Consider the following 14,027-nt stretch of genomic DNA (forward strand, 5'->3'; position numbering starts at 1 on the left):
CGTCGCGGCGGTTTGACCGTTCTCCTTCTTCTCGACGCCGTGCCGCTCGGCCGCGCGCTTAACCGGCGGGGCTAGGCTGGGCCGTAAAATCCTGTTCATCCAGACAGTGCCGGCGGCAGTTGCCTTGATCGTACTTTGGCTCGGCTGGTGAAGGCTTGACTGGTGAAAAAGCCAGCTCTTCCTTTTCAGCCGTTCGGATAGTATCCGCCATCGGCGCCATCGCCGATCAGGGAGTTACTGCCGGTGGACGTGCGGAGTTTCTGGCTCAGGTCGTCGACCTGGTGCAGCAGTTGCTGATACTGCCTGACCGGCATCGTGCCATGTCCCGCGGCAGCCGTCCTTTGCGCGACACGGCTGATATGAGCGGCCCGCATCTGCAAGCTGTGCGCCTCGGCCGGCGTGATCTTGTTCACCTGCCTGGCGGCGGCAATGCCGTCATCCAGGCTCTGGACCTGATCGATCAAGCCAGCCACGCGCGGGCTGTATACGGCGCTCGACGCCGCGTAGGCGCCGGAAAACGGGGCTGTCACGAGAAATGCGGTGAACGTTGCAGTCCTCAGAGCAGTGGGAGCGAAGAAGCGCATGATTGCGTCTCCTTTTACCGAGGAAGGCGGTGATTGGGCTGTCCTGCCTTCCGGCCGCGGGCCGTCAGGTTCCGTCGCGTCGCGATGAACGGTTCCACCGCCGGCGGTTCTCGGCCCACGACCAAGGCTAAAAGGCGATGGCGGCAAAGTGTAATTAAAAAAAGGTAATCTTTTTCAGGCCTTGCCGGTGCCGCACCGGTGCCCTAAATGCCGCCGACGTGAGCCGGCTCGATCCGGTGCATGTTGCTTGCGAGCCAAAGGGTTGCAGATCACCGTTCGGTGAGCTTCAGCTCGATGCGGCGGTTCTTGTTGCGCGCCTCTTCGGTATCGGCGGGGTCGAGCGGCTGGAATTCGCCGAAGCCGGCCGCGACCAGCCGGTTGGCCGGCACGCCGTTCTCGATCAGGAACTTGACCACCGATGTCGAGCGCGCCGTCGACAATTCCCAATTGTCGCGGTAGCGGCCGGTGCCGGAGAGCGGCTTGTTATCGGTGTGGCCGTCGACGCGCAGCACCCAGTTGATCTCCGGCGGGATCTCTTTCTGCAATTCGATGATGGCGTCGGCGAGCTTTTTCATCTCGACCTTGCCGGCATCGTTGATCACTTCGGAGCCGGTCGGGAAAAGCACCTCCGACTGAAAGACGAAGCGGTCGCCGACGATGCGAATGTTCTCGCGGTCGGCGAGGATTTCGCGCAGCCGGCCAAAGAAGTCGGAGCGGTAGCGGTTCAACTCCTGCACCCGTTGCGCCAGCGCGACGTTCAGGCGGCGGCCGAGATCGGCGATCTTGGTGTTGGATTCGCGGTCGCGCGTTTCGGACACGTTGAGCGCTTCTTCGAGCGCTCCGATCTGCCTGCGCAGCGCCGCGATCTGCTGGTTGAGGATCTCGACCTGGCTCAGCGCCTGCTGGCTGATCTGGCGCTGGCTGTCGAGTTCGCCGGAAAGTGAAGTCGCGCGCTGGTTGGCCGCGTCGCCGGCACCCGCACCTTGCGCCAGCAATTGCTCGAGCCGGCTCTTTTCAGCCTCTGACGCCGACAGCGACGCCTGCAAATTGGCGAGCGAATCTTCCTTGTCCTGCGTCGTCGAGCGCTCCAGCGCCAGAAGCTGGGTCAACTCATTGATCTGGGAATTGAGGCGGTTGAGCACCGTGTCCTTGCCGGAGATCTCGCGACCGAGCAGGAACTGCGCCAGCACGAAAACCGTGAGCAGGAACATGATCGCCAACAGCAGCGTCGACAGCGCATCGACGAAGCCCGGCCAGTAATCGATGCGACGGTCGGAGCGCCGGCCTCGCGCCAACGCCACGTCAGTGCACTCCAGGCTTCTTCAAGGCGTCGGCGATTTTCTCCAAGGTGTTGCGCATCGCCTTCTGCTCGTCGGACTGGGCCTCGACCCAGTCGCGCATGATCTGCTGCTCCGAGCGCATGTTCTTGACCAGGCCGGAAATGCCGTCGGCGAGATTGGCCATGGCGGTGGCGACGCGCGGATTGGAGCCGCCGCCATTCTCCTGCAGGGTGCGCAGCTTTTCCGACAACAGCCGGATTTCATCGGAGGGTTCGGTCTTGGCCGCGTCGGCAACGACGATGTCGGAGGACAGGTCGGTGACCGAGGACAGCCAATTCTCGAGCTCGGTGTAGAAGCGCGTCTGGGCACGGCCGGCCTGCAGGTCGAGGAAGCCGAGCACCAGCGAGCCGGAGAGACCGAACAGCGACGACGAGAAGGCGGTGCCCATGCCGGCCAACGGGGCGGAAAGCCCCTGCTTCAGGGATTCGAGCACGGCCGCTGCATCGCCGGTGCCGGGATCGAGCGACTCGATGGTTTCGCGGATCGAGCCGATCGTGTTGAGCAGGCCCCAGAAGGTGCCTAGCAGGCCGAGGAACACCAGCAGCCCGACAAGGTAGCGCGAGGTGTCGCGGGTTTCGTCGAGGCGGGTGGCGATCGAATCCAGCATGGTGCGCATCGAACTGGTCGAGAAGGCAATCGTCGACGAGCGGCCGATCATCGCCTTCATCGGCGCCAGCAGCACCGGTTCGGTGGTTTCGGAACCGGCGCGGAACGAGTTGACCCAGCGCACCTCGCGGAACAGCCGGCCGACCTGGACGAAGGCCAGCAGGATGCCAACCGCCAGCACCCCGACGATCAGGCCGTTGAGGCCGGGATTGGTGACGAAGGCGGTCGAAATCTGGCGGGTCAGGATGGCGGCGATAAAGGCCACGATAAACAGAAAGATCACCATGGTCAGGAGAAAGACCTGCGGGCTCGACAATTTGTGCGGGTCGTAGATCAGAACGTCGGAGCGCCTGCCCATGCCGAAGGATCTGAGAAAAGTCATCCGTGCCCCGTTTCCGATGCCGTCGCCGCCGATCACGTTGTGTTCGCGACTCTAAACGGAATTGTGACGAAATTGAATGGCGCTTGGCAATATTGCGACCCGTTCGCGCCCGGCGGTCAGAATCGGTTGATGACCAGGCAGTCGACCATGGCGGCCAGATGCAGCCCGGCGCCGGTAACGACAAAGCCGTGCCACAGCGCATTGTGGAAGCGCAGGCCTTTCCAGGTGAAGAAGATCACGCCACAGGAATAGACGATGCCGCCGGCAACGATAAGCGCGATCGATGTCGCCGGCAGCGTCCGTACGAGCGGCTCCACCAGAACGATGCCGCTCCAGCCGATGGCGAGATAGAAGACGATCGCCAGCCGGTCGAAACGGCCGGGAAGAAAGACCTTGATGGCGATGCCGACCGCCGCGGCAATCCAGACCAGGACGATCATCGAAACAGCCAGCGGCGAGCCGCCGAGCTGGGCGAGGAAAGGCGTGTAGGTCGCAGCGATAAGCAGGTAGATCGCCGCGTGGTCGAAACGCCGCAATATCCATTTCGCCGGCGACGACACCGGCCAGAGATTGTAGGCCAGCGAAACCGACAGCACGGTGAGCAGCGAGACCACATAGAACGCGGCAGCGACATATTCGCCGGGGCCGGTTCGAAAGGCGGCCAGTGCCAGCAGCGTCGAGCCGGCAGCGATCGCCAGTACGATGCCCACGGCGTGGACGATGCCGTCGGCGATGATCTCGGCGCGCGAGTAATGCCAGCGCCCCATGAAGGGGATGTCGATCTGGGATAGTTCGCTCCGGGATTTGGGCTGGCTGTTCGTCATCGATGATCCTGCGTCGCCTTATCTGGGCGGCCGCGGGACAGTATTTCAAGCTTTGGTTGCCGTTTTGCGACTGCGGCGCTTCAGCGCGGTGCGCCTGTATTAGCGCGGAGTGACTGGCTTCTTCACCGTCTTCAACAGCGCGCGCTGCATGAGTTCGTTGCCGGCAACGACCGAACCGGCGGTCAGCATCTCCTGGCCGCCGGCGAAATCGGAAACGAAGCCGCCCGCCTCGCGGATCAGCAACATGCCGGCGGCGATGTCCCAGGCCGACAGGCCGATTTCCCAAAAACCGTCCATGCGGCCGGCGGCGACGTAGGCGAGATCGAGCGAGGCGGAGCCGAAACTACGCACGCCCGAGACCTCGGCCATGACATTGCGCAACTCGACAAGGAAATTGCCGTGCTGGCCACGTCCGAGATGCGGCATGCCGCAGCCGATCACCGCATCGACCAGCTTGGTGCGGCCGGCGACGCGCAACCGGCGGTCGTTCATGAAGGCGCCGCCGCCACGCTCGGCGGTGTAGAGCTCGTCCATCGCCGGATTGTAGATGACGCCGGCGACGATCTGGCCTTGGCGCTCCAGCGCGATCGAGATCGCGAAGAACGGAATGCCGTGCAGGAAATTGGTGGTGCCGTCGAGCGGATCGACGATCCAGCGATGCTGGCCGTCGTCGCCCTCGATCACGCCGCGTTCCTCCATTAGGAAAGCGTAGCCGGGCCGCGCCTTCGACAGTTCGGCAAAGACGATGTCTTCCGCCTTGCGGTCGGCCTGGCTGACATAGTCGCCCGGTCCCTTCATCGAAACCTGCAGGTTCTGCACTTCGCCGAAGTCGCGCGACAGCGAGCGGCCGGCCTTCATAGCGGCCTGGACCATGACATTGAGGATCGCGGAACGCGCCATTGCTCTTCTTCCTGCCGCTGCGCCTATTTGCTTTGACGCATGATCTTATCCAAAAAGTCTGCAACCTTTTGGGATCATGCCTTAGTCGGCGCGGCGCACGTAAGTGATTTCGTTGGTATCGACGATGATGCGCTCGCCCGAGCCGATGAAGGGCGGCACCAGCACGCGGATGCCGTTCTCGAGTATCGCCGGCTTGTAGGACGAGGCTGCCGTCTGGCCCCTCACCACCGGGTCAGCTTCGGTGATGGTCAGCGTCACTTGGTCGGGCAGCGAAATGCCGATCGGCCTTTCGTCGTAGAGCTGGACCGTCACCATCATGCCGTCCTGCAGGAAGGCGGCGCGATCGCCGACGAACTCCTTTTGCAATTCGAGCTGCTCGTAGCTTTCGGTGTCCATGAACACCAAAGCGTCGCCCTGCTCGTAGAGGAAGGAAAAATCCTTCAGATCGAGCCGGATCTGCTCGACTGTCTCGGCCGAGCGGAAGCGTTCATTGAGCTTGGTGCCGTTGATGAGGTTCTTCAGTTCGACCTGGTTGTAGGCGCCGCCCTTGCCGGGCTTGACGGTGTTGGTCCTGACCGCCACCCAAAGGCCGCCATCATGCTCGATGACGTTGCCGGGACGGATTTCGTTGCCATTGATCTTGGCCATGGTGGTGTGATCCGGAAATGAGATGACCGCCGCGAAGGCGATTTGGCGCCTCCAAGACCACAAATCGCCAGGAGAGGCAAGGAGCGCCTTCCGATGAAGCGGGAACGAAGCTGGCCCGGCAGCGCGGCGCGGCAGCCTCAGTCCGTCCCGACGATGGCGGTCACGGCCTCGGTCACGGCGTCGGCCACCTTAGACAAAAGATGCAGGTGCGGCGAACGCAAGACGACAATTCGCAGCGACAGCTCGAGGCCGGGAGCGTCGACCAGGGCAATGCCCTCCGGCAGCTTTTCCTGCAGCAGCCGCTTGGGCAGCAGGCCAAGGCCTTGGCCTCGACGAACCCAGTCGATCTGCAGCGCGCTGTCCTGAATCTCGGCGCCGACCATCAGCCTGTGGCCGCCCTCGGCAAGGGCAGCCGCCAGCCGCCGGCGCGCGTCGCAAGGCTCAGGGCTGAGGACCCAGGGCGTGGTCCTGACATCGGCTTGCCGGCAGGTGTTTTCGGCAGCGATGATGCCGAGAGGCTCGGTTCCAACGACGCCGTCGCCAGCTTTGGAATTGCTGCCGTCCAGGATGAAAGCGAGGTCGAGCTGTCCGCGCTTATGCTGGTCGGCCAACTCAATACTCCAGCCGCTCTTCAGACGCAGCGAAACCTTCGGAAACCGCGCGACGGCATCAGCAATGGCGGCGGCCACGGCTTTGTCGCAAAGTCCATGCGCGAGGCCGAGCCGCAGCAGACCCTCCGGCTCGTTACCCTTGGCGAATAATCTCAGCGCGTCGACGGCGGCGAGAATGTCCTTGCCGCGTGCCAGCACCTCGACTCCGGCCGGAGTCAGTCGCGACGGCTTTAGCCGGCGGTCGAGTAATTCCGTGCCGAGCATCTCCTCCAGCCGCTGGATCTGGCGGGTGACGGCCGGCTGCGTCAACGGCAGGCGTCGAGCCACCTTCTGAATCGAACCCTCCTCGGCAAAGAGGGCCAGCGTTTTCAGTTCTTCGAGCATGAGACACCTACATGTTACAGAGGCATAATTATTCTGAACATTATGAATTTGAAATCGGGCGCATGGCAAGCGATTTTTCCTCCAGCAGGGCCAGCAGGAAAGGAACAACGATGAAAGCGATCGAACTGCAAAACCCGGGCGGCCTCGAGAACCTCAGAATGGTCGAGCGGCCGATGCCTGAACCAGGGCGCCAGGAGATGATTGTCAAGGTCAAGGCCACGGCGCTGAACTATCGCGATGCCGAGATCGTCCGCGGCAGCTATCACACGAAGTTTGCATTGCCGCTGGTGCCGCTTTCGGACGGCGTCGGCGAAGTCATTGCCATCGGCGCCGAGGTCAGCCGGTTCAAGATCGGCGACCGGGTCTGTGGCACGTTCTGGCAGCGCTGGGTCGGTGGCAGTTTCGCAATGGCCGAGCCCTCCTATCAACGCGGCGGCCCGATCGATGGACTGCTCAGCGAATTTGCCCGGCTCGACGAACAGGCGGCGGTGCTGGCGCCAGCCAATCTGAGCGACGTCGAGGCGGCGACGCTGCCATGCGCCGGCGTGACGGCATGGCATGCGCTGTTTACGGAAGGCAGTGTGAAGCCTGGCGAAACCGTGCTTTGCCTCGGCACCGGCGGCGTTTCGCTGTTTGCGATGCAGTTCGCCGCGGCTGCTGGGGCGCGCGTCATCGTGACGTCGAGCAGCGACGACAAGCTTGCACGGGCAAAGCAACTTGGCGCGCAGGATGGCGTGAACTATCGCACCGATCCCGACTGGGCATCGGCCGTGCTGGGATTGACCGATGGCCGCGGCGCCGACCATATCATCGAGGTTGGCGGACCGCAGAGTTTCGCACAATCGCTGAGGGCAGCGGCGCGCGGCGCCCAGATCAACGTCATCGGCTATCTGGGCGGCAGTGATGGCGCGATCAACCCGCTCGATATCTTCCGCCGGCAGGTCAGAGCGCGAGGCATACCGGTGGGCTCACGCGAATCCTTCGAGGCGATGAACCGCGCCATTGTCGTCAACCGGTTGAGACCGGTGATCGACCGGGTCGTGCCGTGGAGCCGGGCTGCCGAAGCCTTTTGGTACCTTGAACACGGCTCGCCCTTCGGCAAGGTCGTCCTCGATCACACGCAATGAGCCCGGGCTGACGAAGTCCGGGTGCAATGAATCGCGAGATCGCGGTCAGGGCAGGCGGTTGGCCCGTTGCAGCGCCTGCCGCGTCTGCTCGTCGGTCAGGCCCTGCAGGAAATCGTCCATCTGCTGGTCGATGAGCCCGGCGCGGCGGGCGACAACATACCAGGCGCCGGCGAGGATCAGATCCGGATCGGTGCCGATGCCGTTCATGTAGAGCTTGGCGAGACGGTTCTGGGCGGCGACATTGCCGCCTTCTGCGGCCTGCTTCATCCAGCTGAAACCGGATTTCAGGTCGCGGGCGCCGCCGCGCCCCTCGATCATCCAGGTGGCGAGATCGATCTGTGCCGTATCGTAGTTCTGCCGCGCGGCCTGTGCCAGCAGGCCGCGGGCGCGGACATCGTCGCGCGGCTTGCCGCCGGCGCCATTGGCGTAGACCTGTGCCATCGCATACTGTGCGTCGGCAAGCCCGGTCGCGGCAGCGCGCTCGTAATAGGATATGGCTTTGGCAATACCGGCATCGCCGGGCTCCTGTTCGACCATCAGCTGCGCAAAATTGAACTGCGCCAGGCGGTTGCCGGCCTCGGCGGCGGCCTGCATCAGCGCATAGGCCTCCTTCTCGTCCTTTTTGACGTAGCGGCCGTCGAGCAGCATCAGCGCATACTGGAATTGCGATTCCGGAATGCCCTGCTCGGCGGCAAGCGCATACCACTTCGCCGCCGCCGCCGCGTCGATCGGCACACCGAGGCCACGCGACAATATCTCGGCCACCAGCGTCTGTGCCGCCGGATCGCCGTTTTGAGCCCGGGAAAGCGCAAGGTTGTAGGCCGTCTTGTAGAGGCCGCGCTGAAACGCGCCGTAGGCGGCGTCCGACGGTTTTGCCCCGAAGCGCTCGGGGTTTATGGTGTCGGCCGACGGTAACGGGGCCATGGTGGCGGGCTGCGGCAATTGTGCGGCGATCGGCTTGTCGGCAGGTTCGCTGGAATCCGGCCTGGGCTGCGGCAGCGGAACGGTCTCCGCCGCTGGGGCCTGGGTCACGGCCATTGCAAGCAACGCACCGAAAAGGATCGTCCGCGAGAGCACGTCAGTCCTCGAAGCGCGGCGCGGTTTCGTCGAGCAGCGCGTTGGCGGCGGCGACCGCCGTCTTCGGGTCGACACCATCGGCAAAGACGGCGCTGGACAGCGCCACGAATTCGGCGCCGGTGGCGGCGACCGCTTCCACCGAGGCAAGGTCGGATCCGGCCATGACGATGCAAGGGATCTGGATCACGTCCGCCCACCATTGCCCTAGCGACAGGTTGCGGGGGTGCGGCTCTGGCTTGTTGTCGTAGCCGAAGCGGCCGAAGAAAATATAATCGGGCCTCATCTCGCCGAGTTCCAGGGCGTCGTCGCGGGTCTTGGCGCCGCCGGTGCCGACCATCATCTTGGCCTGGAAGTGTCCGATCGTTTCGGCGAGCTCGTCCTTGCCGACCTCGACATGGATGCCGTCGGCCTGAACGCGGCCGGCGATGCGGGTGTCGCCGGCAATGATGACGGCAACGCCGGCCGCTTGCGCCACCGGCACGATCCGCTCGGCAAAGGCCTGGAAAGAGGCCTCGTCCATGCCGTTTACCGGCAGGATGAGCGAGGCGACGTCACCGCCGTCGAAGGCCGCCGCAATGTGCTCGGCCGGCACGTTCGGCGGCGCGATCAGCACGATACGGCAGCGGTTGGGGGGCGTTGCGTCATTCATTGAGTTCGATCCCGGTTATCGCCTATGCCGGGCGAAGATGGTTGCATTGCGGCATAGAGCAAAGTGCAGGAATTGAACAGACGGCAGGGGGATCACGATTGCCGTCAACAATTCTATCGGGCTTGGCGCGTGACTGCCGTTGGCCGAAATTCTCCTCGCTTGGTCGCTTGCGGGCTCTAGGCAGGCACTTTCGATTTCCATAGCGACCAGCCGAGGTTCATGCCGGCGGCGGCGACCAAGATGGCGGCGGCGCCGACGATCTGGGCCGGATGCAGCCGGTGGCCGAAAGCGACGACATCGACCAGGATCGCGACCACAGGGTAGATAAAAGACAGCGATCCCTGCAAATGCGTCGGCAGCTTCTGAATGGCGCCGTACATGAGGATGTACATCAGACCGGTATGGACGATGCCGAGTGTCGCCAGCATGACCCAGCTCTGCGCATCGGCGGGAAGGTGGGTGAGATTGGCGAACGGCGCCAGCATGAGAACGCCGACGCAGACCTGGATCAGGGCGATCAGGTGCGGCGGCGTGCCTTTGAGTTTCTTGGTGACGATAGCCGCAACGGCCCAGAAGAAAGCCGCAGCCAGCGCCATCGCGATGCCGGTAAAGTAATCCGCGCCGTGATCACCTGCAGCGGGGCCAGCATCGGGTGCGGCCTGCACGATCAGCAGCATGCCGGCGAAGGCGATGCCAAGCCAGGTCAGCTTGATCATCGTCAGCCGTTCGGAGAAGAAGAGCGCACCAAAGCCGACCAGCATGAAGGGCTGCGTGTTGTAGACAGCCGTGGCAATCGAGATCGACGCGCGGGAAAACGCGCTGAACAGCAGCAGCCAGTTGATAACGATGGCAGCACCGCCGAGAGCCGCGATCGCGACAATGCGAAGCGACAGCCTGCCGCGCAGCAGTCCCAGCGCCGCGCAGATGATCAGCAGCGTTACCGCACCAAAGGCGCAGCGCCAGAACACCACGTCCATGATGGGTTGACCGGAAAGGACGACGAACCAGCCGATTGTGCCGAGGATCGCCATCGCCGCCGTCATTTCGATCGTGCCGCGTACCGTGTTGTCCATAGATGCTCCTGAAAGCCTGTTGAAATTTTTATAATCTCACAGTGGATCGGGCCTTTCTATGATTTATGGCCGGTGATATGCAGAATGAACCTCATTAAATTAGGTCAACATCGCCTTTTCCTTGGAATTGTAAAATGCTGGACGAGCTGGACAGAAAGCTCCTCGATATCCTGGTCAAGGATTCGCGGACCTCACTGAAGGAACTGGCGCTGCAGGTCGGGCTGTCGTCGCCAAGCGTTTCAGAGCGGCTTCGGCGGCTTGAGGATCGCGGCGTCATCCGCGCGTTCACCATCGACATCGATCCGCAGGCGCTCGGCTACACCTTGCAAGCGATCGTTCGCATCCGGCCGTTGCCGGGCAAGCTGCACATCGTCCAGAAGCTGATCGAGGAAACCCCGGAATTCGGCGAATGCGACAAGGTGACGGGCGATGACTGCTTCGTCGCCCGGCTGTTCGTCCGCTCGATCGGCGAGCTCGACCGGATTCTCGACCGTATCGCTGACAAGGCCGAAACCAGCACCGCTATCATCAAGGCGCAGCCGATCCGGAGGCGCCCGCCGCCGCTCGACATGCCAAACATGTGACGGGCTCCGCTGGCGTGGCCCACATATTTGCGGTCGCGGCCTGACCATTTCTGGTCTATTCCAGAGTTCAACTTTCCCTCCAGCCTCCTTTCCCCCATGTCAGGCCTGCTCGTCGATCCCTGGTTCTATGCCGCGGCCATTCCGGCCGTTATCCTCGTCGGCCTGTCGAAAGGCGGCTTCGGCGGCGCCGTCGGCTTTGTCGGCGTGCCATTGATGGCGCTGACCATGCCGCCGGTTCAGGCTGCCGCAATTCTTCTGCCAATTCTGTGCCTGATGGACATTGTCTCGGTATGGACATGGTGGGGTATCTTCGACCGCAAGATGCTGGTCGACATGATGCCGGGTGCCGTGGCCGGCATCGCCCTCGGCTGGCTGACGGCGGCGCTTGTTACCGAAGAGATGGTGCGGCTGATCGTCGGCGCGGTCGCCCTGATCTTCGTGCTACGCTGGATTTATGTGCAGATCCGCCATGGGGCGACACATTCCGCGCAGCCCAACCGCGTCGCCGCCGGCTTCTGGGGTGCCGTCGCCGGTTTCACCAGCTTCGTCGCCCATGTCGGCGGCCCGCCGTTTCAGGTCTATGCGCTGCCGATCAGGCTCGATCCGAAGGTGCTGTCGGGCACCGCGGCGATCTTTTTCGCCGTGACCAATGCGCTGAAGCTCATCCCCTACTTTGCGCTCGGCCAGTTCGACACCACCAACCTGACCGCGTCGGCGGTGCTGATGCCGCTAGCGCCGCTGACCATCGCCGGCGCCTGGCTGGTGCGGCGGATGCGGCCGGAGCTGTTCTATCCCTTCACCTATGCGACCGTGGCGGTCGTCGCGGTCAAGCTTCTGTGGGACGGCATCGCCGGCCTTTTATAAGACGGCGGCCCCCAGCCGGCCGCCGCCGGATTCTTTAAGCCTCAGGCGGCACTCGGCAGCAGCGGCCGCGTCCTGCCAAACGCGAGAGCAACGCCCGTTGCCAGCACCAACGCCATGCAGCCAAGAATGGTGATGTCGTGCAGCGTCGGCTTCAGCACCATGTCGGCGATGATCACGAGCATCACCGAATAGTCGAAGCGCGCAGCATTGAGAACGCGCTGGCCCTGGGCAAGCACTGCCGGCGTCACGCCATCCTTGGCGATCATACCGGCCATGCGGTCGGCAGTCGGCTTGAAGACGAACATGCCGATGCAGAAGGTCGTCGCATAACCGGCAAGGCCGATCAGCACCCACAGATCGGAAAAGCCGACCCAGAAGCCGCACATGATGAGGCCGAAGAGCAACGTCAGCATCGACATCGGCGCGAAGAACCGGTTGCCGAGCTCGCCGGTGGCGCGCATCGCCTGCAGCATGCCTTCGACGTTTCCAGCGCGATCGGCGCGGACCGCAAGCAGCATCAGCGTGAAGCCGCCGCCGACCCAGAGGATCGCCGAGACGATGTGCAGAAATTTAACGACCGAGTACCAGTCCATGGTTCGCTCCTTGAGAAATTTGATGATTGCCGGAGCGCAAGGTTTGCTCCGCCTCGTTGCGAGGAGCGGGCGTTTAGCGCGGCGCCTGTTTCGGAACGATGTCGCGCGGAGGGCGGTTTTGTTTCGGTATGTCGGTCACGATCTGGAGGAACCATTGCGCAAGCGCGTTGCTCCACTTTCCAGCCGGTGTTGCAAACGATCCTTAGCCGGTCGGCTGTGCTGTTACGGCACAGATGCTGGGCGCTTGATCGAAAAATATGCCCTTCGTTAAGGCTTCGTTAAGCTTTACAGGCGTTTACTATGCCCATCCAGTGATCTGGATTCTTACCGAGTGGTTGGAGCCACTTTGTTTGACGCCTCCCTGTTAAACTCCTGAGAGCCGCCTTATCCGCGGCTCTTTTTTTGTTCGTCGGCAAGGAGCCCTTGGCGTCAAATGGGGCCGTTAACCGTTTGTTAAACATGTGCTTGCCTTCGCTGCCGGCGAAGCGCATTTTCAAGCTTCAGTCGTTTAGGCTGCCGGATGTGACGGCCAAGAGCCAAATCGGCCGGCTGTTAGGCAAGTGCAGGGGCGTAGCAAATGAACGAGCCTTCGAAGGCCGGCGCGAAAACCATCAAACTGGCGGAGCGCCGGGTTTTCTCCCAATCCTTCAAGCCGCTCTATCAGGAAGGCATGGGCCTGGTCGAGCAGGCGGCCGAATATCTCGACGGCAAGGGCCGGGCCGAGGCCAAGAAGCTGTCGAGGCTGGCGGCGACACTTTATGCGGCCGAATCGATGCGGCTGACCACAAGGCTGATGCAGGTCGCCTCGTGGCTGCTTTTGCAGCGGGCGGCGAATTCCGGCGAGATGACCCGCGATCAGGTCGCCTCCGAAAAATCCAAGGTGCGTCTCGACACCGCCTCCGCGCATGAGGAGGCGCCCGGCTGGGCCGAACTGCCGAAGGATTTCGTCGACCTCGTCAACCGGTCGCTGCGCCTGCAGGCGCTGGTGCGCCGCATGGACGAGGAGATCTATGGCGGCCTCGCCGAGGTGCCGCCGTCGAGCCGTCGCCTCAATCCGGTCTCCGACCAGATCACGCTGCTGAACACGGCTTTCGCCCGCGGCTGACAGGCTGCTTGATAATTCTACTCTGACGGACACCTGGCGCGGTTTTCTGCGCTTCCGATGCTCACGGATCTAAAAGTCCGCTCCGCTTCGGTTCTCGCCTGTTTCTGGTTTGTTCACATTTCGCTGGCATCGCTGTCTGCCGGGGGTAAAGTTGGCGGATGGGGGAAGCGATTCGCATCATCGGCATCGATCCGGGACTTAGGCGCACCGGCTGGGGCATCGTCGAAAGCCTCGGCAATTCGCTGCGCTTCGTCGCTTCCGGCACCGTGCGGTCCGACGACAAGGCAACGCTGGCGGTGCGTCTTTGCCAATTGCATGACGGGCTTGTCGAGATCCTGCATGCCGCGATGCCGCACGAGGCGGCGGTCGAGCAGACCTTCGTCAACAAGGATGCCGTGGCGACGCTCAAACTCGGCCAGGCACGCGGCATCGCCATGCTGGTGCCGGCGCGTGCCGGCCTTGTCGTTGCCGAATATGCGCCAAACGCCGTCAAGAAGGCGGTGATCGGCGTCGGCCATGGCGACAAGAAACAGATCCACATGATGGTCAAGGTGCTGATGCCGAAGGCGACTTTCGACACCGACGACGCCGCCGACGCGCTGGCCATCGCCATCTGTCACGCGCATCACCGGCAGAGCATCGCCTACAGGATGGCGGCGCTGGCATGAGGTATCAG

At 63.1% G+C, this 14,027-nt stretch carries 16 protein-coding genes; 5 read left to right on the forward strand and 11 right to left on the reverse strand.

Annotation, left to right across the window (positions count from 1 at the left end; all coding sequences use genetic code 11):
• Nucleotides 1-185: 185 nt before the first annotated feature.
• The 7 genes from NKJ08_RS02245 to NKJ08_RS02275 all read right to left on the reverse strand — a co-directional run bounded on the left by NKJ08_RS02245 (nucleotide 186) and on the right by NKJ08_RS02275 (nucleotide 6,279).
• Entirely contained in the window at nucleotides 186-584 is a 399-nt protein-coding gene (locus NKJ08_RS02245) for a hypothetical protein (protein ID WP_352775416.1), read from the reverse strand.
• A 269-nt stretch (nucleotides 585-853) separates the two neighbouring features.
• Nucleotides 854-1,885 carry a peptidoglycan -binding protein gene (locus NKJ08_RS02250; protein ID WP_352775419.1) on the reverse strand — a complete coding sequence of 344 codons (1,032 nt, stop codon included), beginning with the start codon at nucleotides 1,883-1,885 and terminating at the stop codon, nucleotides 854-856.
• Nucleotide 1,886: 1 nt separating this feature from the next.
• Nucleotides 1,887-2,912, reverse strand: coding sequence for a MotA/TolQ/ExbB proton channel family protein (locus NKJ08_RS02255; protein WP_352522878.1), 1,026 nt, complete (start codon nucleotides 2,910-2,912; stop codon nucleotides 1,887-1,889).
• Nucleotides 2,913-3,028: 116 nt separating this feature from the next.
• Nucleotides 3,029-3,736, reverse strand: coding sequence for a PAQR family membrane homeostasis protein TrhA (gene trhA / locus NKJ08_RS02260; protein ID WP_352522877.1), 708 nt, complete (start codon nucleotides 3,734-3,736; stop codon nucleotides 3,029-3,031).
• Between the two features lie 99 nt (nucleotides 3,737-3,835).
• Complete coding sequence (locus tag NKJ08_RS02265; RefSeq protein WP_352522876.1) at nucleotides 3,836-4,636, reverse strand: inositol monophosphatase family protein; 801 nt, start codon at nucleotides 4,634-4,636, stop codon at nucleotides 3,836-3,838.
• An 81-nt stretch (nucleotides 4,637-4,717) separates the two neighbouring features.
• Nucleotides 4,718-5,284, reverse strand: a complete 567-nt coding sequence (gene efp, locus NKJ08_RS02270) for an elongation factor P (protein ID WP_023678016.1) — start codon at nucleotides 5,282-5,284, stop codon at nucleotides 4,718-4,720.
• 137 nt (nucleotides 5,285-5,421) lie between these two features.
• Entirely contained in the window at nucleotides 5,422-6,279 is an 858-nt protein-coding gene (locus tag NKJ08_RS02275) for a LysR family transcriptional regulator (RefSeq protein ID WP_352522875.1), read from the reverse strand.
• Nucleotides 6,280-6,389: 110 nt separating this feature from the next.
• Here NKJ08_RS02275 and NKJ08_RS02280 point away from each other — a divergent pair, with 110 nt between their 5' ends.
• Nucleotides 6,390-7,406, forward strand: coding sequence for a zinc-dependent alcohol dehydrogenase family protein (locus tag NKJ08_RS02280; RefSeq protein WP_352775424.1), 1,017 nt, complete (start codon nucleotides 6,390-6,392; stop codon nucleotides 7,404-7,406).
• 45 nt (nucleotides 7,407-7,451) lie between these two features.
• Here the strand turns inward: NKJ08_RS02280 and NKJ08_RS02285 are convergent, their stop codons facing one another.
• The 3 genes from NKJ08_RS02285 to NKJ08_RS02295 all read right to left on the reverse strand — a co-directional run bounded on the left by NKJ08_RS02285 (nucleotide 7,452) and on the right by NKJ08_RS02295 (nucleotide 10,205).
• Nucleotides 7,452-8,444, reverse strand: a complete 993-nt coding sequence (locus tag NKJ08_RS02285) for a tetratricopeptide repeat protein (RefSeq protein ID WP_352775427.1) — start codon at nucleotides 8,442-8,444, stop codon at nucleotides 7,452-7,454.
• 40 nt (nucleotides 8,445-8,484) lie between these two features.
• Nucleotides 8,485-9,132 (reverse strand): thiamine phosphate synthase, encoded by a 648-nt coding sequence (locus NKJ08_RS02290; protein WP_352775430.1) that lies wholly within the window; start codon nucleotides 9,130-9,132, stop codon nucleotides 8,485-8,487.
• Nucleotides 9,133-9,308: 176 nt separating this feature from the next.
• Nucleotides 9,309-10,205, reverse strand: a complete 897-nt coding sequence (locus NKJ08_RS02295; RefSeq protein ID WP_352775433.1) for a DMT family transporter — start codon at nucleotides 10,203-10,205, stop codon at nucleotides 9,309-9,311.
• A 134-nt stretch (nucleotides 10,206-10,339) separates the two neighbouring features.
• Between NKJ08_RS02295 and NKJ08_RS02300 the strand changes: the two genes are divergently transcribed.
• Both NKJ08_RS02300 and NKJ08_RS02305 read left to right on the forward strand, forming a co-directional pair.
• Complete coding sequence (locus tag NKJ08_RS02300; protein ID WP_352775436.1) at nucleotides 10,340-10,789, forward strand: Lrp/AsnC family transcriptional regulator; 450 nt, start codon at nucleotides 10,340-10,342, stop codon at nucleotides 10,787-10,789.
• Nucleotides 10,790-10,885: 96 nt separating this feature from the next.
• Nucleotides 10,886-11,653 (forward strand): sulfite exporter TauE/SafE family protein, encoded by a 768-nt coding sequence (locus NKJ08_RS02305; RefSeq protein WP_352781161.1) that lies wholly within the window; start codon nucleotides 10,886-10,888, stop codon nucleotides 11,651-11,653.
• Between the two features lie 41 nt (nucleotides 11,654-11,694).
• Here NKJ08_RS02305 and NKJ08_RS02310 read toward each other — a convergent pair whose 3' ends face one another.
• Nucleotides 11,695-12,246, reverse strand: coding sequence for a DUF2269 family protein (locus NKJ08_RS02310; RefSeq protein ID WP_352522868.1), 552 nt, complete (start codon nucleotides 12,244-12,246; stop codon nucleotides 11,695-11,697).
• 577 nt (nucleotides 12,247-12,823) lie between these two features.
• Here NKJ08_RS02310 and rcdA point away from each other — a divergent pair.
• Complete coding sequence (gene rcdA / locus NKJ08_RS02315; protein ID WP_352775441.1) at nucleotides 12,824-13,351, forward strand: protease adaptor protein RcdA; 528 nt, start codon at nucleotides 12,824-12,826, stop codon at nucleotides 13,349-13,351.
• Between the two features lie 158 nt (nucleotides 13,352-13,509).
• Nucleotides 13,510-14,019, forward strand: coding sequence for a crossover junction endodeoxyribonuclease RuvC (gene ruvC, locus NKJ08_RS02320; protein WP_352775443.1), 510 nt, complete (start codon nucleotides 13,510-13,512; stop codon nucleotides 14,017-14,019).
• The last annotated feature ends 8 nt before the right edge of the window (nucleotides 14,020-14,027 follow it).

It is taken from the genome of Mesorhizobium sp. M0244, assembly GCF_040321795.1.
In the GTDB taxonomy this organism is placed as follows: domain Bacteria; phylum Pseudomonadota; class Alphaproteobacteria; order Rhizobiales; family Rhizobiaceae; genus Mesorhizobium.